The organism is Hymenobacter sp. PAMC 26628 (genome assembly GCF_001562275.1).
GTDB lineage: Bacteria > Bacteroidota > Bacteroidia > Cytophagales > Hymenobacteraceae > Hymenobacter.
In genome coordinates this window covers 2,781,507-2,800,047 of the sequence record NZ_CP014304.1, presented here as the reverse complement: position 1 = coordinate 2,800,047, position 18,541 = coordinate 2,781,507, and the positions used below count along the sequence as shown (strand labels likewise).

Sequence of the window (18,541 nt, the reverse complement as noted above, 5' to 3'; positions counted from 1 at the left end):
AGCAGTAGAGATGCTTCACTGCGTTCAACATGACGGCCTTTATTACAAGCCTTGATTTTTTAGATTTCGACCGATAGTTAACATGAAAATCCTCGTTCTCGACAACTACGACTCCTTCACCTACAACCTCGTGCAGCTGCTGCGCGAGCTGGGCCACGGGGCCGATACCACCGTTATCCGCAACGACAAGCTGGCCCTCGAAGCCGTGGACGCCTACGACGCGCTGCTGCTCTCGCCGGGCCCTGGCCTGCCGGCGGAGGCGGGGCTGATGCCACGCATCATTGCCAAATACGCGCCCACCAAGCGCATCCTGGGCGTGTGCCTGGGCCACCAGGGTCTGGCCGAAAGCTTCGGCGCGGCCCTCTACAACCTGCCCGCTGTGGTGCACGGCGTGGCCACCGATGCCGACGTGAAAGTGGCCGACGAGAAGCTGTTCCGGGGCCTGCCGCCGCGGTTTCGGGTGGGGCGCTACCACTCGTGGGCCGTGCGTCCCGAAACCATGCCCGCCGAGCTGGAAGTAACCGCCCGCGACGCCGGCGGCGAGGTAATGGCCCTGCGCCACCGCCGCTACGACGTGCGCGGCGTGCAGTTCCACCCCGAAAGCATCCTCACCGAGCACGGCCCCGCCATGCTGCGCAATTGGCTGAGTTAAGGCCGTAGCGTGGACTCTGCGAGTCCGCGCGTTTGCACGGTGCCGACGCCAAGAAACCCCCCGCAATGACCACCACGCGCGGACTCACAGAGTCCACGCTACAATCCGCAGTTGTGAAACAGATTCTCACTAAACTATTTGACCAGCAGCCCCTGACGCAGGCCGAGGCCCACGCCGCTATGCACCAGTTGGGCGAGGGCGGGGCCAACCCGGCCGAAACGGCGGCCTTCCTGGCCGTGTACCGCATGCGGCCCATCACGGTGGCCGAGCTGGGTGGCTTCCGCCAGGCGCTGCTGGAGCTGTGCCGCGACCCCGAGCTGGGCACTCATGAGCTGGTGGACATTGTGGGCACCGGCGGCGACGGCAAAAACACGTTCAACATTTCCACGCTGGCCTGCTTCGTGGTGGCCGGGGCGGGGGTGCGGGTGGCCAAGCACGGCAACTTCGGCGTGTCGTCGGTCAGCGGCTCGTCGAACGTGCTGGCGCATTTCGGGGTCGATTTTGAGGACCGGCCCGGCCGGCTGCGGCGGCAATTGGACGAGGCTGGCATCTGCTTCCTGCACGCCCAAACCTACCACCCGGCCATGCGCCACGCCGGCCCGGTGCGCCGCGAGCTGGGCCTGCGCACGTTCTTCAACATCCTGGGGCCCCTGGTGAACCCGGCCCGGCCCAACGCGCAAGTACTGGGCGTGTTCAGCCTCGAATTGCAGCGCGTGTACCACTACCTGCTGCAACCCACCGGCACCCGCTACGCCGTAGTGCACGCCTTGGACGGCTACGACGAGCTTTCGCTCACCGACGTGGCTAAGGTCGTGACCGGCTACGAGGGCGAGCAGCTGCTGACGCCCGCCGGCCTGGGCCTGCACGCCGCCACCCTGGCCGACCTGGCCGGGGGCCCCACGGTGGCCGCCGCCGCCGCCGTGTTTGAGAACATCCTGGCTGGCCAGGCCACGTCCGTGCAGCGCGACGTGGTGACGGCCAACGCTGCCCTGGCCCTGCGCTGCGCCCGCCCCGGCCTGGCCTGGCCCGAGGCCCTGGCCCAAGCCCGCGAATCGCTTGACTCGGGGGCTGCCCGCGGTGCGTTCCAGCGGATGCTGGCGGCGCAATAGGCAACAACTTTCGGGCCCCGGGCTTGTCTTAGCCACTGATTCCGGTCAATAACCGTTTAATACGTTGCGAGCCCCGGTTCGCGTAAGCCATCCTTATATGAGTGCATCCACCCCCACCATCCTCGAGCGCATCGTGGCCCACAAGCGCCGCGAAGTGGCCGAGCGCCGCGAGTTGCGCCCGCTGAAGTTTCTTGAAACCAGCCTCTACACCCAGGCGCAGCCGCTTTCGCTGCGGCACTACTTGCAGCGCCCGGGCAGCAGCGGCCTCATCGCCGAGTTCAAGCGCAAGTCGCCTTCGCAGGGCTGGATCAACCGCTACGCGCCGGTGGAGCGCACCACGCTGGGCTACATGCAGGCCGGCGCGGCGGGCCTGTCGGTGCTGACGGATGGCGAGTTTTTCGGCGGCAGCAACGAGGACCTGACCACGGCCCGGCGCTTCAATTTTTGCCCCATTTTGCGCAAAGATTTTGTAGTGAACGAGTACCAGATCTACGAAGCCCGCAGCGTGGGGGCCGATGTGGTGCTGCTCATCGCCGCCGTGCTCGCGCCTGCCGAAATCCTGACGCTGGGCCGCCTCGCCAAAAGCCTGGGCCTGGAAGTGTTGCTCGAAGTACACGACGGCGACGAGCTAGCCCGCGCCCTGCACCCCGACGCCGTGGACCTGGTGGGCGTCAACAACCGCAACCTGCACGATTTCACCCTAAATTTAGAGACTTCGCTGGGCCTGGCCGACGCCATTCCGGCTGAGTTCGTGAAGGTATCCGAAAGCGGCATCAGCCAGGCGGCATCCATTATTCAGCTGCGTGGGGCAGGCTACCAGGGCTTTTTGCTCGGCGAAACTTTCATGCGCCACAGCCGGCCCGAGCGCGCCTGCGCTGCCCTGGTGCAGGAATTGGCCGCGTTGGCCGGGGCCCCTGCACCGGCATTAGTCTAACCCCTTATATATCAGGCCATGCAAAATCCTGCTGCTCCGCTGCCCACCGCGGCGCCGTTTCCCAAAGACTCGCCTTCACGCCTGTTGGTGAAGGTGTGCGGCATGCGCGAAGCGGCTAGCTTGGTAGCCGTGGCGGGCCTAGCGCCTGACTTTTTGGGGTTTATCTTTTCGCCAGCGTCGCCCCGCTACGTAGGCGACGTGCTCACGCCCGACTTGGTGCAGGGCCTGCCCGACCGCGTGCAGCGCGTGGGCGTTTTTGTGAACGAGTCCACCGCGCAGGTACTGGCCACGGCGTGCCGCTTCAGCCTACACTTTGCGCAGCTGCACGGCCAGGAAACCCCGGCCCAATGCGCCGAGTTGCAAGCGGCCGGCCTGCGGGTCATCAAGGCATTTGGAGTGGGGGAGGGTTTCGATTTTGGGGCCCTGGGGCCCTACGTGCCGCACTGCGATTACTTTCTCTTCGATGCCCAGGGCCCCGCGCCGGGCGGCAACGGCCAGGTGTTCGACTGGCGCGTGCTGGAGCAATACTCCTGGCCGGTGCCCTACCTGCTGGCCGGCGGCCTGCGGCCCGAGCACGCGGCCGTCGTCCGCAACCTGCAGCTGCCCGGCCTGGTGGGCATCGACCTGAACAGCGGCCTCGAAGTTGCCCCCGGTGTGAAAGACCCCGCCCGGGTGGCTGCGTTTCTGGAGGGGCTGGGCCGGCCGGAGGCCGCGTAGCGTTTTTGTGTAATTGTAACTAAATGAGCGGGTTGCCGCTTTCTCTGCCATGATTCCTTCTGCCATCACTTCTTACCAAACCCCCACGGCCCGCGGCTACTACGGCGAATTCGGCGGGGCCTTCGTGCCCGAAATGCTGTTTCCAAACGTGGAAGAGCTGCGCACGCAGTACGAGGAAATTCTGGCCTCCGACAGCTTTCGTACCGAGTACGAGCAACTGCTGCGCGACTACGTGGGCCGGCCCACGCCGCTGTTCGAAGCCCAGCGCCTGTCCGAGAAATACAACACCCGCGTCTTCCTCAAGCGCGAAGACTTGTGCCACACCGGGGCCCACAAAATCAACAACACCGTGGGCCAGATTTTGCTGGCCAAGCGCCTGGGCAAAACGCGCATCATCGCCGAAACCGGGGCTGGCCAGCACGGCGTGGCCACCGCCACCGTGTGCGCCCTGATGGGCCTGCCCTGCGTGGTGTACATGGGCTCGGTCGACATTGAACGCCAGGCCCCTAACGTGGCCCGCATGCGCCTGCTGGGGGCCGAAGTGCGCGCCGCCATCAGCGGCAGCCGCACCCTGAAAGACGCTACGAACGAGGCCATCCGCGACTGGATTGCCAACCCCATCGACACGCACTACATCATCGGCTCGGTGGTGGGGCCCCACCCGTACCCCGACCTGGTGGCGCGCCTGCAAGCCGTCATCAGCGAGGAGATGCGCAAGCAGCTGCTGGAAAAAACCGGTTCCGAACTGCCTGATTACGTGGTGGCTTGCGTGGGCGGCGGCTCCAACGCGGCCGGGGCGTTCTACCACTTCCTCGACGAGCCCAGCGTGCAGCTGGTGGCGGTGGAAGCGGCTGGCCACGGCATTCACTCGGGGCACTCGGCGGCCACGTCGGTGCTGGGTACGCCGGGCATCATCCACGGCAGCCGCACGCTGCTGATGCAGGACGCCGACGGCCAAATCACGGAGCCCTACTCGCTGAGCGCGGGCCTCGACTACCCCGGCATTGGGCCCCTGCACGCTTGGCTGGGCGCCAGCGGCCGCGCCCGTTTCATTGCCATCACCGACGATGAAGCCCTGGCCGGCGTGCGCGAGTGCGCCCGCCTCGAAGGCATCATCCCGGCCTTGGAAACGGCCCACGCCCTGGCCGCCCTCGGCCAGCTCGGCGCCGGCCCCAACGACGTAGTGGTGGTCAACCTCTCGGGCCGCGGCGACAAGGACCTTGACACGTACATGAAAAATTTCGACAAGTTGACCTAGCCCCGCTGCGCAGAGGGCCGCGAAGTTTGAAAGTTAAGTTTCGCAAAGGCTTGTCAACCAGTAGGGTCAGGAATAACACTTGTCGAACCCTAATTCTAAATTTAGCGAAACTTCGCGCGTCATGAACCGCATCCAAACCGCTTTTGAGCAGAAGCAAAACCTGCTCAACATTTACTTCACCGCCGGCTACCCGGCCCTCGCCGATACGTTGCCGCTGGCCCAGGCCCTGGTAGCCGCGGGGGCCGACATGCTGGAAATCGGGATGCCGTTTTCCGACCCGTTAGCCGACGGGCCCGTGATTCAGCACAGCAGTACGCTGGCCCTGGCCAACGGGATGAACATTAAGACGCTGTTTGGCCAGCTGGGGCCCCTGCGCGCCGCCCTGCCCGATACGCCGGTGCTGCTCATGGGCTACCTCAACCCGGTACTGCAATTTGGGATGGAGAACTTTTGCCGCGAGGCCGCCGCGGCGGGCGTCGACGGCGTGATTCTGCCCGACCTGCCGGTGGCCGAATACGAGGAAGAGTACGCCGAGACGTTTCGGCGCCATGGCCTGCGGCCGGTGTTCCTCGTTACGCCCCAAACCAGCGAAGCCCGCATCCGCCACCTCGACGGCATCAGCGAAGCGTTTCTGTACCTAGTGTCGGGCCCCGGCATCACCGGCAACGTCGGCCCGGCCGATACCACCGTGCAGGACGACTACTTCCGGCGCATCGAGGCCATGGGCCTGAAAACGCCGCGCCTCATCGGCTTCGGCATTGCCGACAAAGCGTCGTACCAGCGCGCCTGCCGCCACGCCGACGGTGCCATTATCGGCTCGGCCCTAATCAAGGCCCTCGAAGGGGCCCCGGATGCGCCGGCCGCGGCCGCGGCGTTTGTGGCCGGCATTAAGAATTAAGCTCCCAACCCACCCGTATGATTCTCCAACTCGAACCCCAGGCCTCTGTGCCCGCCCTGGCGGCGCACTTGGCCGAGCAGGGCTACAAAACCACCGACGTTACCACCCAGCACGCGCACTACCTCATTGCCATCGGCAAGCGCGAGGTGGACTTGCGTACCATCGGCCAGCTGCCGGGCGTGCGCGATGTGCACCAGGTATCGGACGACTACCAGCTGGTGAGCCGCAAGTGGCGCGTGCAGCCCACCGTCATCGACTTGGGCGACGGCGTGACCATTGGCGAGGGCAGCCTGGCGCTGTGCGCCGGTCCGTGCAGCATCGAGAGCGAGGCCCAGATGGAAAAGGTAATGGACCACCTGCTCGAAAACGGCGTGCGCCTGATGCGCGGCGGCGTGTTCAAGCCCCGGTCGTCGCCCTACGCGTTTCGTGGTTTAGGGATGGATGGTCTTCGATTATTCCATCAATTGGCCCGGGCCCGGGGCATCAAAATCGTGACCGAAGTGATGCAGGTGTCGCAAGTCGAGGAGATGCACGACTACGTGGACGTGTTTCAGGTGGGGGCCCGCAACACGCAGAACTACAACCTGCTCGACGCGTTGGGCGGCGTGGACAAGCCGGTGCTCATCAAGCGTGGTATTTCGGGCTCGATTGAAGAGCTGCTCTCGTCGGCCGAGTACGTGTTTTCGGGCGGCAACGAGAAGCTGATTCTCTGCGAGCGGGGCATCCGCACGTTCGAAACAGCTAGCCGCAACACCTTGGATTTGAACGCGGTGCCCATTCTGAAAGAAAAGACCCACCTGCCCGTGGTGGTCGACCCCAGCCACGGCATCGGCCTGCGCGACTACGTGCCCGCCATGGCCCTGGCCGCCGTGCTGGCCGGCGCCGACGGCATCCTTTATGAAGCCCACGAGACGCCCGAAACCGCCGCGTCCGATGGCCAGCAGACGCTGAACTTTGCCGAATCGGCCCGCTTGATCCGCAACCTGCGCCGGGTGTATGCCCTGCGCGGCGAGTTGGAATAGGGCCCCCTGGGGCCCAAAAAAAGTTTGATTAAGAAAATTGAATACTCTGAGATTGTTTCTATCTTCGTCCCAGTTATGAATTTCCAAACCGCGAAACACGTCCGCCTAATGATTAATTGCTTCAAGCGAGGTAAAATCGGTCTACGCGCGGTACTATTGGAATACGAAGTATGAACCTACTTCTTCCTGAAAAACCTACCAAAGCCCGATTCCGCCAGGAACTCGGGCTTTTTTTCGCCCCACCCACCAAGTGTTCAGCTATGTTAACGCAATCCCGCGCTCCCCGCTATTCTCCCCAGGACCAGCTGGTTTGGAAGGTATTGTTTGACCGCCAGACGGCCTTGCTGCACCGGCGCGCCGTGCCCGCGTTCAGCGCCGCCGTGGCCCAGCTTGGCCTGTGCCGTACTGCTATTCCCGATTTGCCCATGCTGAGCGCCCAAGTGTTCCAGCTCAGCGGCTGGCAACTGGTGCCGGTGGGGCAAGCGCTGAGCCCCGAGACGTTATTTAAGCTGTTGGCCGAGCGGCAGTTCCCAGTGATGACGCGCCTCCGGCCGATGCGGGACTTCGATTTCAGCCCCGAGCCCGACCTATTCCACGACCTGTTTGGGCACGTGCCCATGCTGCTCGACGCGCACTTTGCCGATTTCTTGCACACGCTGGGCCAAGCCGCCCAGGCCCTGTGCCCGGACGATGCAGTGGCCCGCCGCGAACTGTGGGCCCTTTACTTCTTCACGGCCGAATTTGGGTTGGTACTGCACAACGGCAAGCCGCACTTGTACGGCGCCGGGCTGCTATCGTCGGCTGGCGAAATCCACCACTGCGTGAACGAAGCCACGCCGCGTCCCGCCTTCAGCGTGGAAACGGTGCGGCACACGCCAGTGCTCGGCACCCGTTTCCAGGACCAGTACTTTGTGCTGCCCACCTGGGAAGAGCTGGCCGACTGCGCCGCTGAACTGGCCGGCGTGCTGATGCCCGTGCCGCACCGCAACGCTGCTTAGGGCCCCAGGTCAAAATCAACACAACTGCATTGAGCCGTCCCAAACCATGGTTTGGGACGGCTCAATGCATGAAATGGTGCGCAGGTTAAACGGCCAACCACGACTTTTGGAGCATCGTTTCACCAACCCCAACCCCTTAGCCATGAAGCGCTTCCTCCGTTTTGTAGCATCTAGGCACCTGTATGCCTTGGCTTGTTTGTTGTTGCCATTGCTGGCCCTGGCCGGTACTATTCATTCTAATTTGTTTATCGAGTCGGGCAAGCAATTTATTTTGGGCGGCGACCAACGCGGCGCGTTTAAAGTAGCTGCCAAAAACATCGGTACGGTACCCGTCGAAATCCGCGAGCGGCCCAAGGGTGGCGGCACGTTTGGCAAAGTCACCCTGAGCCCCAGCCAGTCGGGCGTGCTGCAGTTCGCGGCTGGCTCCACGGCTGTACTGCTGAACCCCAGCGCTACCACGGCCAACCTGAACCTCACCATCACCGGCGATACCAAATTGGGTATGACCTACGAGCCCGTACAAGCATACGGCAAGCCAGCGCCAAAGCAATAGTTACCGCGGAATGAAAGACTGTGCGGCCCCGTTTCCGCGCCGATAAGCCAGTATTTTGGGCATGGCGATGTTTTTTGGGGCAATCCATACGTCATCGCATCACCTAAGAGTTGGGCATGGGCGTGCAACAGCGCCGCTTTGTGGGAGCTGATTGATGGAAAATCTGCTACTCCCGTCCGGTTTCTACCTTGGCCCCTAACTCCGTGAGCAGGGCAAACAGACCAACGTAGGTGCGGTTGAGGTAGATGAAGTGAGCCGAGCCACGGGGCTCACGCTGCTGCCGCAGCTCGGGGTCAGCCATCAGGTCGTCGCCCAGCGCGTAGAGCGCGGCCATGTAAGCCGGGTCGCCGAAGTCGAACACCGGCTGGCGGAAGGGGCGGCCCACCAGCTCCAGCGAGGCGCGCAGTGTACGCAAGTATAGGGCCTGCATGGGGGCAGGGTCGCTGGCGCGCAGCACGTTGGCTTCGGTGAGCAGGGCGCGTAGGCGGGCTTCGTCGGCGAAAGTTTCGGGGGCCAGCAGGGCGGTGAATTGGTGGTATACGTCAGCGGGTACTTCCTTTACGCAGCCGAAGTCGAGCACGCCCAGCGTGCCGCCGTCCTCGGCACGCATTAAAAAATTGCCCGGGTGCGGATCGGCGTGCACTTGGCGCAATTCGTTAAGCTGGAACTGGTAAAAATCCCACAAGGCTTGGCCGAGTTGGTTGCGTACGGCCTGGCTGGGGCCTGTAGCCAGGAATTCCTTGAGGTGCTGGCCGGGCAGCCAGTCCATGGTGAGGATGCGCGGGCTCGACAGCTCGGGGTAGTAGCACGGGAATTGCAGGTGCGCCAGGTGCGCGCAGCGGGCCGCAATTTCCTGGCCGCGGCGCAGCTCCAAGGCATAGTCGGTTTCCTCGATTAGGCGCGCCTCTACCTCTTCCAGGTACGGGCGCACCTGGGTTTCGCTCAGGCCCATTACGCGCAAGGCGATGGGCTTCACCAGGTTGATATCGGACTTGATGCTGGCGGCCACACCGGGGTACTGCACTTTCACGGCCAGGTCGCGGCCTTCTTTGTGGGCAAAGTGCACTTGGCCAATACTGGCCGCCTGCCGCGCCGCCGGCTCAAATTCGTCGAACACCTGGAACGGTGACTGACCAAAAGCGTCGCGGAATGCTTTGATGACCAGGGGCCCCGAGAGGGGAGGCGTCTGGTACTGGGCCTGGGCAAACTGGTCTGAATAGGCCGTGGGCAGCATGTTTTTCTCCATTGCCAGCATCTGCGCCACTTTCAGCACGGAGCCCTTCATTTCGCTCAGGGCCCCGTACAGCTCGGCGGCGTTGGCGGTGTGCAAGTCTTCCATCGACGACGCAGCGCCGACGGCTTTCTTGGCGTAGTGCTTCACGTAGTTAGCTCCCACGTTCAGGCCGGTGCGGGCAAAACGGGCGGCGCGCGCCACCTTGGTAGTGGGCAACGAGGTAAGCGGTTGATCGGCAGACATTGATTTTATTAATTAATAATCGAAACAATAATTAAAAAGGCCAAAAGGCCGTCATGCTGAGCGTCGTCGAGGCATCTCTACTGCGCAAGTAAATAATTACTGCTATGGAGAGATGCTTCGACTGCGCTCAGCATGACGGCCTTTTAATTAACTATTCGCCAAATAATAAATGAGTCAATTAATTAGCGCCGCACCAGGAAACGCACGAAATCGAAGGCTGAATCCAGGGTGTTGCGACCCACGAGGTCGAAGCTGAGCGTGACTGCTTTTTCCACGGCGGCGTCGGTACGCTCGAAGTTCACGGTGTCGTCTTTAGCGAAAAAGCCGAGCACGAACAACACTTGCTGCCAGAAGAAACGCGGGTAGCCGTCCTGCACCAGTGGGCGGTTGGCGATTTCGCCGCTCACGCGCCCATCGGTCAGCAAATCGGCTACGAAGCGCTCGAAATCCTGGCGAAAATCGTCGAGCACGCGGGGCGAGAGGCCCGGCATGCGGTGCAGCGAGCGGCGCAGGCTCATGAGGGCGTAGGAACGGTTTTGCTTAAGAATTTCAAGCAGCGTGTAGTAGAACGCCAGTAGCTTCTCGCGGCTGCCGTAGCCCTCCCACACCGGCTCGCTGGCAGCAGCAGTGCGAGCTTGCTTGCCAAAGTCGGCCCATATTTCGCGGTCGATGGCCTCAAAATTGGGGTAGTGCTGGTAGAATTCCGCCTCGGAGCCGCCCAGTTGCTGGGTGAGCTTGAACACCGACGCGGGGGGGTGGCCCTCGTTGAGCACGAAGTCCAGATAGGCTTGTTTGATGCGGTCCTTTTCCATGGTGTAATAACCCGTTGGGGCCCCGAACGGTTCGGGTTTTTGGTAATTAACGCCAGCGCTACCCGGCTTCTTGGCGGGCTTTGCGCAGGGCTTCCACGGCGCGGTCACGGCCAAATTTGTGCTCCACAATGGGGGCGGGGTAGGCTGGGGTGTCCAGTTCAGGAATCCAGCGGCGCACGTACTCGCGGTGGGGGTCCACTTGCTCAATTTGGCTGGCGGGGCTGTACACCCGGAACCAGGGGGCCGAGACGGCCCCGGTGCCCGCCATCCACTGCCAGTTGCCGACGTTGTTGGCCAGCTCGTAGTCGAGCAGCTTGTCGGCGAAATATTTTTCGCCCCAACGCCAGTCGATGAACAACTGCTTAACCAGAAAGCCGGCTACGGTCATGCGCACGCGGTTGGGCAGGTAGCCCGTGGCGTTCAGCTCGCGCATGCCCGCGTCCACGAGCGGGTAGCCGGTGCGGCCCTCGCACCAGGCACTGAACTCGTCTTCGTGGTTGCGGTAAGGCACGGCCCGCATCTTGGGGTCGTAGGCTTCGGTGGCGGTATTGGGGTAGTGCCAGAGCAGCATCATAAAGAAGTCGCGCCAGCTGATTTCAGCCAGCAGCTTTGGGTTCAGTGCTTTGGCCTGGCGCATCGCCTGGCGCACGCTGACGGTGCCGAAGCGCAGCTGCACCGAAAGGCGCGTGGTGCCGTCTTGCAAGGCGGGCGTGTTGCGGGTTTTGTGGTATTGGCGCACCACGTCTTCGGCCGGCAGGTCGGCAGTGGGCACGTACTGCTCTTTGCGCTCGAAGCCCATGCTGGCCAGTGTGGGGCGCGGGCCGGCGGCCGGCGGCAAAGCGTGCAAGCGGGCTTGCGTAAAAGCCTCCCGCGAGCCGTAGGGCAACAGCATCTCGTCGGTGAGCCGGGCCAAGAAGGTTTTGTGGTAGGCCCCGAACACCTTGGGCACAGTGCCCGATTTGGTCATAATCTCGTCTTTGGCGAAGATTACCTGGTCTTTGTAAAGTTGGAAGTCCACGCCGTGGCGGCCTAGTAGGGCCCCCACTTCGGCGTCGCGCCGCGTGGCGTAGGGCTCGTAATCTTCGTTGGTGTACACGGTGGCCACGTCGAATTCCTGCACCAGCGCTTCCAGCACGGCGGCTGGCTTGCCATAGCGGGCCAGAAAGGTGCCCCCGGCCGCTTCGGTCTCCTGCGCCAGCCGCTCCACTTGGTCGAAGATGTAGGTAAGCCGGGCATCGGCCGGGTCAGGCAAATGGTCGAGAATGTCAGAATCGTAGATGAACAGCGGCACCACCGGCAGGCCGCTGGCCAGGGCCGCCGCCAGGCCCGCATTGTCGTGAATGCGCAAATCGCGCCGGTGCCAGAACAAGCAGATTTTCATGCAGTTATTTGTCGATTGTCAGTTGTTCGTTGCCAGTTGTCGGTTTTTCGTTGCAGCTCTCAGCAAAGCCACCAACAACTGACAACCAAAAACTGACAACTAAAAAGCTACTTCAGTTTGCCCATGCCGCCGTCCACGGCCAGCACTTGGCCGGTGACGAAGCTGCTGTGGTCGGACAGTAAAAACGAGGCGGTGTAGGCCAGGTCCTCGGGCTGGCCGATGCGCTGCAAGGGGTGGCGCTTGGCCCCGGCCTCGGCCTTTTCGGGCGTGCTAAGCAGGGGGGCGGCCAGCGGCGTGTTGGTGAGCGAGGGTGCGATGCAATTCACGCGCACATTGCTGGCCGCATACTCGGCCGCCAGGGCCCGGGTGAGGCCCTCCACGGCGGCCTTGGCGGTGGCGATGCTGGCGTGGAAGCTCATGCCCGTGTCGGCCGCCACGGTGCTGAACAGCACCACCGAGGCGCCGCCCTCCGCCTTTTTCAGGCGCTTCATGGTGGCTTGCAGCACGCGCACGGCCCCGAGTACGTTCAGGTCGAAATCGGCCTGAAAGTCTTCGGCCGGAATGCGCTCGAACGGACGCAGCTTGATGCTGCCGGGGCAGTACACCACGCCGTGCAGAGTATCGGGCAGGTGGTCGAAGGCCGTGCCCACGGGCTGGGTGGCGTCGTAGCTGAAGTAGTTGGTGTTCAGGGCAGCCAGCTCGGGCGACTCGTGGCGGGAAGCTGTGTGCACGTGGGCCCCCAGGCCACTGAGCAACTTGGCCGTGGCCAGGCCGATGCCGGAGGAGGCGCCGACGATGAGGAGGTGTTTCTGGTCGAAATTCATGCGGGGCTAACTGCTGAAATTGGGGAAGGTTTCGCAAAACCGGCTCGGCAACTTCCAGCGGTCAGTAATTCGGGGAGGCACTGCCCGCAACGGCGGCCCCGGTTCACTTCAGCAATTGCGCTATTTTCTCCCCTAGCGCTTTCCCCCGTAGGTTCTTCGCCACAATCTTGCCGTCGGGGTCCAATAAGAAGTTTTGCGGAATGGCCTGCACCCCGTACAGTACGGCCGCTTCGTTGTCAAAACCCTTTAAGCCCGATACTTGCGGCCAGGATAATCAGTCTTTTTCGATGGCCGCCACCCAGGCAGTCCGGCTTTTTTCCTGGTCGAGCGAAACCCCTAAGACGGTGAATTTTGGTTCTTAAACTGATTATACACGCCGGCGACGTTAGGATTTTCTCCGCGGCAGGGACCACACCACGAAGCCCAAAAATCTATCAGCACGTACCTGCCCCTCAGGTCGGATAATTTTAGAATTTTGCCGGTCGGGGTGCGTTGCGCAAATTCCGGCGCGACGGTGCCCAGCGCGGTCTTTTTTATGCGCTTCAGCAGGACAGCATACGCCTGGCCAGCCGGGCTGGCCCGCATTCTGGGCGAAATCGCCGCGTACAACGGTGCCACATCAGCGTATTCGGGCACCGAGCCTCCGAATTGCTGCAAGATATCGAAACCAATTGGAGCGTCCGGGTTGGTTTTAATAAAAGTGGTCAGCAACTGCCTCTGTTGCTGCGCAACTGCCTCGTAGCGGGCCATCACTTGCGCTTGGTACACTTCTTTGGTCGGGCCAGCCGAAGCAGGTAGATTGTAACTCTTTTCCAGTTGCTCAATTTGCCGCTGGCCCGGCCGCAAGGTCTGACGCAGCTTATCATAATCATTGTTGTAGGAGCCACCCGTCAACTGAGATTTGAATATAGAATCCGGGCTACTGAGGGTTGTAACGCCTGGTTCTAAATAAATTTCCAATCGGTCGGCTACCCGGCGAAGCATCTTCATGCCCTGGCCCGTGTGGTCGAGCACAAGCATTGCCCTCATTGGGTTGGCCACTACGCCGGTGAACTGAAATTGGCCGCCCCTTACAAGTGCCGAATCAGTTACATCGCCCGTAGCACTTGGATGAAATAAATACGCTTTAGCTTTAGTCGATGCAGCGCCGGGTTGGGCTACCTTACTATTCAGCGTATAAGCACCGCCCTGTGCAAAGACTGCGGCCGGGGCCAGAAACAGATTAATTAAAAGCGCTTTTTTAATGGGCGACAGGGCGTTGATTATTAAACCTTATTCGGATTGATTGGGGATTTTCACGGGTGGGTGCGCGAGATAGGCGCGGTGCGGACTGGTGACGCGCAGGTTGTGCAGGCCGCAGGCCACGACGATCACCGTATCGCGCACCCACTCGCCGCGTAGGCGCAAAGTATCCTGGGCCATGCGGAGGCGCTTACTGCCGCAGTGGGCGTACGCGATGACTACGCGCAAGGGGCTGATCAGCTGATTGTAAAGCTTTTGTGAAAACGTCCATTCGCGCTTCGGCGGTTTCTTGTGGGGCATCTCCACCAAGACCCCAACCGGCGTGTGGCCTGGCAGCCCCAGGTCCTGCCGTAGGACGCTACCAGCCGGTAGGTGGAGGGCGTACTCGTCAGCTAGTTTCTTGTCGTGCAGGCAGCCGGCTTCTGTGGCGTAGAGAAAATGCACGTACTGCGTGTCGTCGCATGAAGGTCATGTTTTTGAGGCGGTGCGCTTTTTTTAGCCCTGTATTCTTCTGCCTGCCCGTCGCGGTCGGCGTTGCGGGGAATGCCGCGCCCGACCCCGTCACAGGGAAAGACCTTCGCCGGGTGGGTCGCCAGGTGCTGGGCTGGTTCGGCCCCGTCACGCACGGGCAGCAGCCCGCGCCGGGCCAGCACGCGATTGAGCACGGCCAGCAAGCTGGTGGCCAAACGGCTAACGCGGGTCTGCGACACGCCAAAGCTGGCCGCCTGGTGCTGCTGTAACGCATTGCTTTTGGGATAGGTGAGCAGAAAAAACAGCGTGGTGTCCGTGCCCGCCAGCACCGCATTGGCGCGTTCCTGATGGGCGGGCCGCCGCCGCACGCCGTCCAGGGTGTGGTAGCGGTGGTAGCGCTCCCAGGCCGGGCCAAAATCGGTGAGCAGGTCGTCAAATTCGGCCACGTGCAGGCTGGTCAGGGCCAGAAACTGCGTAGGCCGCTCGCGTAGCGCGGAATAATTCAGGCCCCAATTTACGACCTCACCTCGCGGGGTATAATAACCATACTTTCCGCATTAGGTCTATTGTATAACAACGGTTCCAAAGGGCGAAGGTTCGGCTAGCCGAGTGGGCCCGCGGCCGGCCTGGAAGCGAAGATTCACTACCAGCGTCCAATAGAAAATTGAATAATTAGCATTGACCGGGCCCCGGCCGTAGCTTAGCCGCTGGCTAGTAAACCGCTGTTCCGTATGAAAATTACCAAGCTACTCGTCGCCAACCGGGGCGAAATCGCCATCCGTGTGCTGCGCGCCGCCACCGAGCTCAACATCCCCACGGTGGCCGTGTACACCCACGAAGACCGCTACTCGCAGCACCGCTACAAGGCCGACGAGGCCTACCAGATCGGCGGCGACGACGAGCCGCTGAAGCCCTACCTCGACATCGAAGGGCTGCTGCGGGTGGCCCAGGCCAACGGGGCCAACGCCATCCACCCCGGCTACGGCTTCCTGAGCGAAAACGCCACCCTGGCCCGCCGCTGCCGCGAGGAGGGCATCATCTTCGTGGGGCCCCGGCCCGAGGCCATGGAGGCCCTCGGCGATAAGGTGCGCGCCAAGGCCGTGGCCGTGGAGTGCCAGGTTCCCCAGATTGAGAGCAGCGAAAAAGAGCTGAACGACTTCGAAACCGCGAAGAGCGAGGCCCAGCGCATCGGCTACCCCGTGATGCTGAAGGCGGCCAGCGGCGGCGGTGGCCGCGGCATGCGCGTCATCCGCGACGACGAGCAGCTGGAGAAAGGCTTTTTTGAGGCCCGCAACGAGGCCCTGAACGCCTTCGGCGACGACACGGTGTTCCTGGAGAAGTTCGTGGAGCGGCCCAAGCACATCGAAGTGCAGCTCGTGGGCGACCAGCACGGCCACCTCGTGCACTTGTACGAGCGCGACTGCTCGGTGCAGCGCCGCTTCCAGAAAGTGGTGGAGGTGGCTCCCGCCCTCGACTTGCCCGAGCACCAGCGCCACCTCTTGTACGAGTACGCGCTGCGCATCGGGCGCGCCGTGGGCTACGACAACGTGGGCACGGTGGAGTTCCTGGTGAACCCCGAGCAGGACCGGATTTACTTCATCGAAGTAAACCCCCGCATTCAGGTGGAGCACACGGTGACCGAGATGATTACGGGCATCGACCTGATCAAAACCCAGCTCTTCATCGCCGCCGGCTACCCGCTCGAATCGCCCGAAATTGGGCTGGGCGAGGGCGTGGCGGTGCCGCGCATGGGCTGTGCCATCCAGTGCCGCGTGACCACCGAGGACCCGGCCAACGACTTCAAGCCCGACTACGGCACCATCGTGGCGTACCGCTCGGCGGGCGGCTTCGGCGTGCGCCTCGACGAGGGCTCGGTGTACCCGGGGGCCGTGGTGTCGCCGTTTTTCGACTCGCTGCTGGTGAAGGTGTCCACGCACTCGGCCACGCTGGCCGGGGCGGCCCTGAAGATGCTGCGCACGCTGGAAGAGTTCCGGGTGCGCGGGGTGCGCACCAACATTCAGTTTTTGCAAAACATCGTGGCCGACCCCGACTTCCAGGCCGGCCGCGCCACCGTCGATTTCATCAAGGACCACCCCGGCCTGTTCAAGTTTGAGACGCGCCTCGACCGGGCCACGCGCCTGCTGCACTTCATCGGCGACGTGGTGGTCAACGGCAACGCCGACGTGCCCGCCGCCGTGCGCGAGGCTCCGCGCCCCGCGCTGCGCCGTCCGCGCCTGCCGCACTTCGACGCCGACGCCACCCCCGCGCCCGGTACCAAGCAGAAGCTCGACGAACTGGGCCCCGAGAAATTCGCCGAATGGCTGCGCGCCGAGCCCCGGGTGCACTACACCGACACCACCCTGCGCGACGCCCACCAGAGCCTGCTGGCCACCCGCCTGCGCACCTACGACATGCTGAAAGTGGCCCGCGCCTACGCCCAGCGCCACCCCCAAACCTTCTCACTGGAGGTGTGGGGCGGCGCCACGTTTGACGTAGCCCTGCGCTTCCTGCACGAAGACCCGTGGGCCCGCCTGGCCCGCCTGCGCGAGGCCGTGCCCAACATCCTGCTGCAAATGCTGATCCGCGGGGCCAACGGCGTGGGCTACAAGGCCTACCCGGACAACCTGACCGAGAAATTCGTGCAGGTGGCGGCCGAAACGGGCGTGGACGTGTTCCGCATTTTCGACTCGCTGAACTGGATGAAAGGCATGGAATCGTGCATCAACTTCGTGCGCAAAACCGACCGCCTGGCCGAGGCCGCCATCTGCTACACCGGCGATATTATGGATCCGAAGCGGACCAAGTACTCGCTCGCTTACTACCTCAAGCTGGCCAAGCAGTTGGAAGATGCCGGGGCCCACATCCTCTGCATCAAGGACATGGCCGGGCTGCTGAAGCCCTACGCCGCCGGTGAGCTCATTGCCGGCCTGCGCGACACCGTGAAGCTGCCCATTCACCTGCACACCCACGACACCAGCAGCCTGCAAGCCGCCACCTACCTCAAGGCCGTGGAGGCGGGCGTGAACGTGATTGACGTGGCGCTGGGGGCCCTGTCGGGCCTCACCTCGCAGCCCAACTTCAACTCGGCGGTGGAAATGCTGCGCCACACGCCCCGCCACCGCGAGTTCGACCAAGCCTCGCTCAACGAGTTCAGTAACTACTGGGAGGCCGTGCGCGAGCACTATTACCCCTTCGAGTCCGGCCTGAAGGCGGGCACGTCGGAGGTGTTCCAGCACGAGATTCCGGGCGGGCAGTACTCCAACCTGCGGCCCCAGGCGGCGTCGCTGGGCTTGGCCGATAAGTTCGAGGAAGTGAAGCAGCGCTTTGCCGACGTGAACCAGATGTTTGGCGACATTGTGAAGGTGACGCCCAGCAGCAAAGTGGTGGGCGACATGGCCTTGTTCATGGTGAGCAACAACCTGAGCCCGGCCGACGTGATGGAAAAAGGGGAGACGCTGAGCTTCCCCGAATCGGTGCACGAGCTGTTCCGCGGCGACATTGGGCAGCCCGAGGGCGGCTGGCCCGCCCAGCTGCAAAAGCTGGTGCTGCGCAACGAAACGCCCTTTACCGACCGGCCCAACGACCACTTGGCGCCCATCGATTTTGACAAGGAGTGGGCCGCATTTCAGGAAACGCACCCCGGCGGCAAGTTCACCCACCTGCTCTCCAGCTTGCTCTATCCCAAGGTGTTCGAGGAATACTGGGCCCACCGCGAGCAATACGGCGACGTGAGCCGGGTGCCCACGCCGGTGTTTTTCTACGGCCTGGAGCTGGGCGAGGAAACCATCGTCGAAATTGCCCGCGGCAAGTCGGTGCTCGTGAGCGTGCAGTCCGTGGGGCCCGTGAACGAGGAGGGCTGCCGCACGCTGTTTTTCATCCTCAACGGCCAAACCCGCAACCTGGAAGTGCGCGACCGCGCCGTGGCCGTCACCAAAGTGAGCAACCCGAAGGCCGACAAAAACAACCCGCACCAGATTGCCGCGCCGCTGCAAGGCATGCTCAGCAAGGTGCTGGTGGAGGCCGGGGCGGCCGTGCCGCGCAACACGCCGCTGTTCGTCATCGAAGCCATGAAGATGGAAACCACCATCACCGCCCCCCACGACCTCACCGTAGCCAGCCTGGACTTGGCCGTGGGCACCCGCGTGGCCGCCGACGACCTGGTGCTGACGGTGGCGTAGCCGGCAGGCGTTAGG

Annotated in this window: 17 protein-coding genes; 10 read left to right on the top strand and 7 right to left on the bottom strand. The window is 63.0% G+C overall.

Annotation, left to right across the window (positions count from 1 at the left end; all coding sequences use genetic code 11):
• Positions 1 to 82 precede the first annotated feature (82 nt).
• From AXW84_RS12325 to AXW84_RS12285, 9 genes are all read left to right on the top strand, one after another.
• Positions 83 to 652 carry an anthranilate synthase component II gene (locus AXW84_RS12325; RefSeq protein WP_068233451.1) on the top strand — a complete coding sequence of 190 codons (570 nt, stop codon included), beginning with the start codon at positions 83 to 85 and terminating at the stop codon, positions 650 to 652.
• 113 nt (positions 653 to 765) lie between these two features.
• Positions 766 to 1,761 carry an anthranilate phosphoribosyltransferase gene (gene trpD / locus AXW84_RS12320; protein ID WP_068233448.1) on the top strand — a complete coding sequence of 332 codons (996 nt, stop codon included), beginning with the start codon at positions 766 to 768 and terminating at the stop codon, positions 1,759 to 1,761.
• A 97-nt stretch (positions 1,762 to 1,858) separates the two neighbouring features.
• Positions 1,859 to 2,695: an indole-3-glycerol phosphate synthase TrpC gene (gene trpC / locus AXW84_RS12315; protein ID WP_068233440.1), complete on the top strand. Its 837-nt coding sequence runs from the start codon at positions 1,859 to 1,861 to the stop codon at positions 2,693 to 2,695.
• Between the two features lie 18 nt (positions 2,696 to 2,713).
• Complete coding sequence (locus AXW84_RS12310) at positions 2,714 to 3,412, top strand: phosphoribosylanthranilate isomerase (RefSeq protein WP_068233438.1); 699 nt, start codon at positions 2,714 to 2,716, stop codon at positions 3,410 to 3,412.
• 49 nt (positions 3,413 to 3,461) lie between these two features.
• The gene (gene trpB, locus AXW84_RS12305) at positions 3,462 to 4,670 is read left to right on the top strand and encodes a tryptophan synthase subunit beta (protein ID WP_068233436.1); all 1,209 of its coding nucleotides are present in this window, start codon (positions 3,462 to 3,464) and stop codon (positions 4,668 to 4,670) included.
• A 121-nt stretch (positions 4,671 to 4,791) separates the two neighbouring features.
• Positions 4,792 to 5,568 (top strand): tryptophan synthase subunit alpha, encoded by a 777-nt coding sequence (gene trpA / locus AXW84_RS12300; protein WP_068233432.1) that lies wholly within the window; start codon positions 4,792 to 4,794, stop codon positions 5,566 to 5,568.
• A gap of 17 nt (positions 5,569 to 5,585) precedes the next feature.
• Positions 5,586 to 6,590 (top strand): 3-deoxy-7-phosphoheptulonate synthase, encoded by a 1,005-nt coding sequence (gene aroF / locus AXW84_RS12295; RefSeq protein ID WP_068233430.1) that lies wholly within the window; start codon positions 5,586 to 5,588, stop codon positions 6,588 to 6,590.
• A gap of 260 nt (positions 6,591 to 6,850) precedes the next feature.
• Positions 6,851 to 7,588, top strand: a complete 738-nt coding sequence (locus AXW84_RS12290) for a hypothetical protein (protein ID WP_068233428.1) — start codon at positions 6,851 to 6,853, stop codon at positions 7,586 to 7,588.
• Between the two features lie 142 nt (positions 7,589 to 7,730).
• On the top strand, positions 7,731 to 8,141 hold the full coding sequence (locus AXW84_RS12285; RefSeq protein WP_157886980.1) for a hypothetical protein: 411 nt from the start codon (positions 7,731 to 7,733) through the stop codon (positions 8,139 to 8,141).
• Between the two features lie 166 nt (positions 8,142 to 8,307).
• On the opposite strand, the gene AXW84_RS12280 is transcribed toward AXW84_RS12285, so the two are convergent.
• The 7 genes from AXW84_RS12280 to AXW84_RS12250 form a co-directional block, all read right to left on the bottom strand.
• Entirely contained in the window at positions 8,308 to 9,618 is a 1,311-nt protein-coding gene (locus AXW84_RS12280) for an ABC1 kinase family protein (RefSeq protein ID WP_068233419.1), read from the bottom strand.
• Between the two features lie 182 nt (positions 9,619 to 9,800).
• Entirely contained in the window at positions 9,801 to 10,430 is a 630-nt protein-coding gene (locus tag AXW84_RS12275) for a TetR/AcrR family transcriptional regulator (RefSeq protein ID WP_068233415.1), read from the bottom strand.
• A gap of 58 nt (positions 10,431 to 10,488) precedes the next feature.
• Complete coding sequence (locus AXW84_RS12270; RefSeq protein WP_068233413.1) at positions 10,489 to 11,811, bottom strand: cryptochrome/photolyase family protein; 1,323 nt, start codon at positions 11,809 to 11,811, stop codon at positions 10,489 to 10,491.
• Between the two features lie 107 nt (positions 11,812 to 11,918).
• Entirely contained in the window at positions 11,919 to 12,635 is a 717-nt protein-coding gene (locus AXW84_RS12265) for an SDR family NAD(P)-dependent oxidoreductase (protein WP_068233411.1), read from the bottom strand.
• A 336-nt stretch (positions 12,636 to 12,971) separates the two neighbouring features.
• On the bottom strand, positions 12,972 to 13,808 hold the full coding sequence (locus AXW84_RS24005) for a TlpA disulfide reductase family protein (RefSeq protein WP_236943340.1): 837 nt from the start codon (positions 13,806 to 13,808) through the stop codon (positions 12,972 to 12,974).
• A 99-nt stretch (positions 13,809 to 13,907) separates the two neighbouring features.
• Positions 13,908 to 14,105: a hypothetical protein gene (locus AXW84_RS12255; protein WP_157886978.1), complete on the bottom strand. Its 198-nt coding sequence runs from the start codon at positions 14,103 to 14,105 to the stop codon at positions 13,908 to 13,910.
• Between the two features lie 164 nt (positions 14,106 to 14,269).
• Complete coding sequence (locus AXW84_RS12250; protein ID WP_068233403.1) at positions 14,270 to 14,794, bottom strand: DDE transposase family protein; 525 nt, start codon at positions 14,792 to 14,794, stop codon at positions 14,270 to 14,272.
• Between the two features lie 285 nt (positions 14,795 to 15,079).
• On the opposite strand from AXW84_RS12250, the gene AXW84_RS12245 reads away from it, so the two are divergent.
• Complete coding sequence (locus tag AXW84_RS12245) at positions 15,080 to 18,526, top strand: pyruvate carboxylase (RefSeq protein ID WP_068233400.1); 3,447 nt, start codon at positions 15,080 to 15,082, stop codon at positions 18,524 to 18,526.
• The last annotated feature ends 15 nt before the right edge of the window (positions 18,527 to 18,541 follow it).

Excerpts from the sequence above, each read along its gene's own strand:
- AXW84_RS12290 (WP_068233428.1), top strand. The coding sequence starts at position 6,851 with ATGTTAACGCAATCCCGCGCTCCCCGCTATTCTCCCCAGGACCAGCTG.
- AXW84_RS12310 (WP_068233438.1), top strand. The coding sequence starts at position 2,714 with ATGCAAAATCCTGCTGCTCCGCTGCCCACCGCGGCGCCGTTTCCCAAA.
- AXW84_RS12270 (WP_068233413.1), bottom strand. The coding sequence starts at position 11,811 with ATGAAAATCTGCTTGTTCTGGCACCGGCGCGATTTGCGCATTCACGAC.
- AXW84_RS12280 (WP_068233419.1), bottom strand. The coding sequence starts at position 9,618 with ATGTCTGCCGATCAACCGCTTACCTCGTTGCCCACTACCAAGGTGGCG.
- aroF (WP_068233430.1), top strand. The coding sequence starts at position 5,586 with ATGATTCTCCAACTCGAACCCCAGGCCTCTGTGCCCGCCCTGGCGGCG.
- AXW84_RS12265 (WP_068233411.1), bottom strand. The coding sequence starts at position 12,635 with ATGAATTTCGACCAGAAACACCTCCTCATCGTCGGCGCCTCCTCCGGC.
- trpC (WP_068233440.1), top strand. The coding sequence starts at position 1,859 with ATGAGTGCATCCACCCCCACCATCCTCGAGCGCATCGTGGCCCACAAG.
- AXW84_RS12325 (WP_068233451.1), top strand. The coding sequence starts at position 83 with ATGAAAATCCTCGTTCTCGACAACTACGACTCCTTCACCTACAACCTC.
- trpA (WP_068233432.1), top strand. The coding sequence starts at position 4,792 with ATGAACCGCATCCAAACCGCTTTTGAGCAGAAGCAAAACCTGCTCAAC.
- AXW84_RS12245 (WP_068233400.1), top strand. The coding sequence starts at position 15,080 with ATGAAAATTACCAAGCTACTCGTCGCCAACCGGGGCGAAATCGCCATC.
- AXW84_RS12285 (WP_157886980.1), top strand. The coding sequence starts at position 7,731 with ATGAAGCGCTTCCTCCGTTTTGTAGCATCTAGGCACCTGTATGCCTTG.
- trpB (WP_068233436.1), top strand. The coding sequence starts at position 3,462 with ATGATTCCTTCTGCCATCACTTCTTACCAAACCCCCACGGCCCGCGGC.
- AXW84_RS12275 (WP_068233415.1), bottom strand. The coding sequence starts at position 10,430 with ATGGAAAAGGACCGCATCAAACAAGCCTATCTGGACTTCGTGCTCAAC.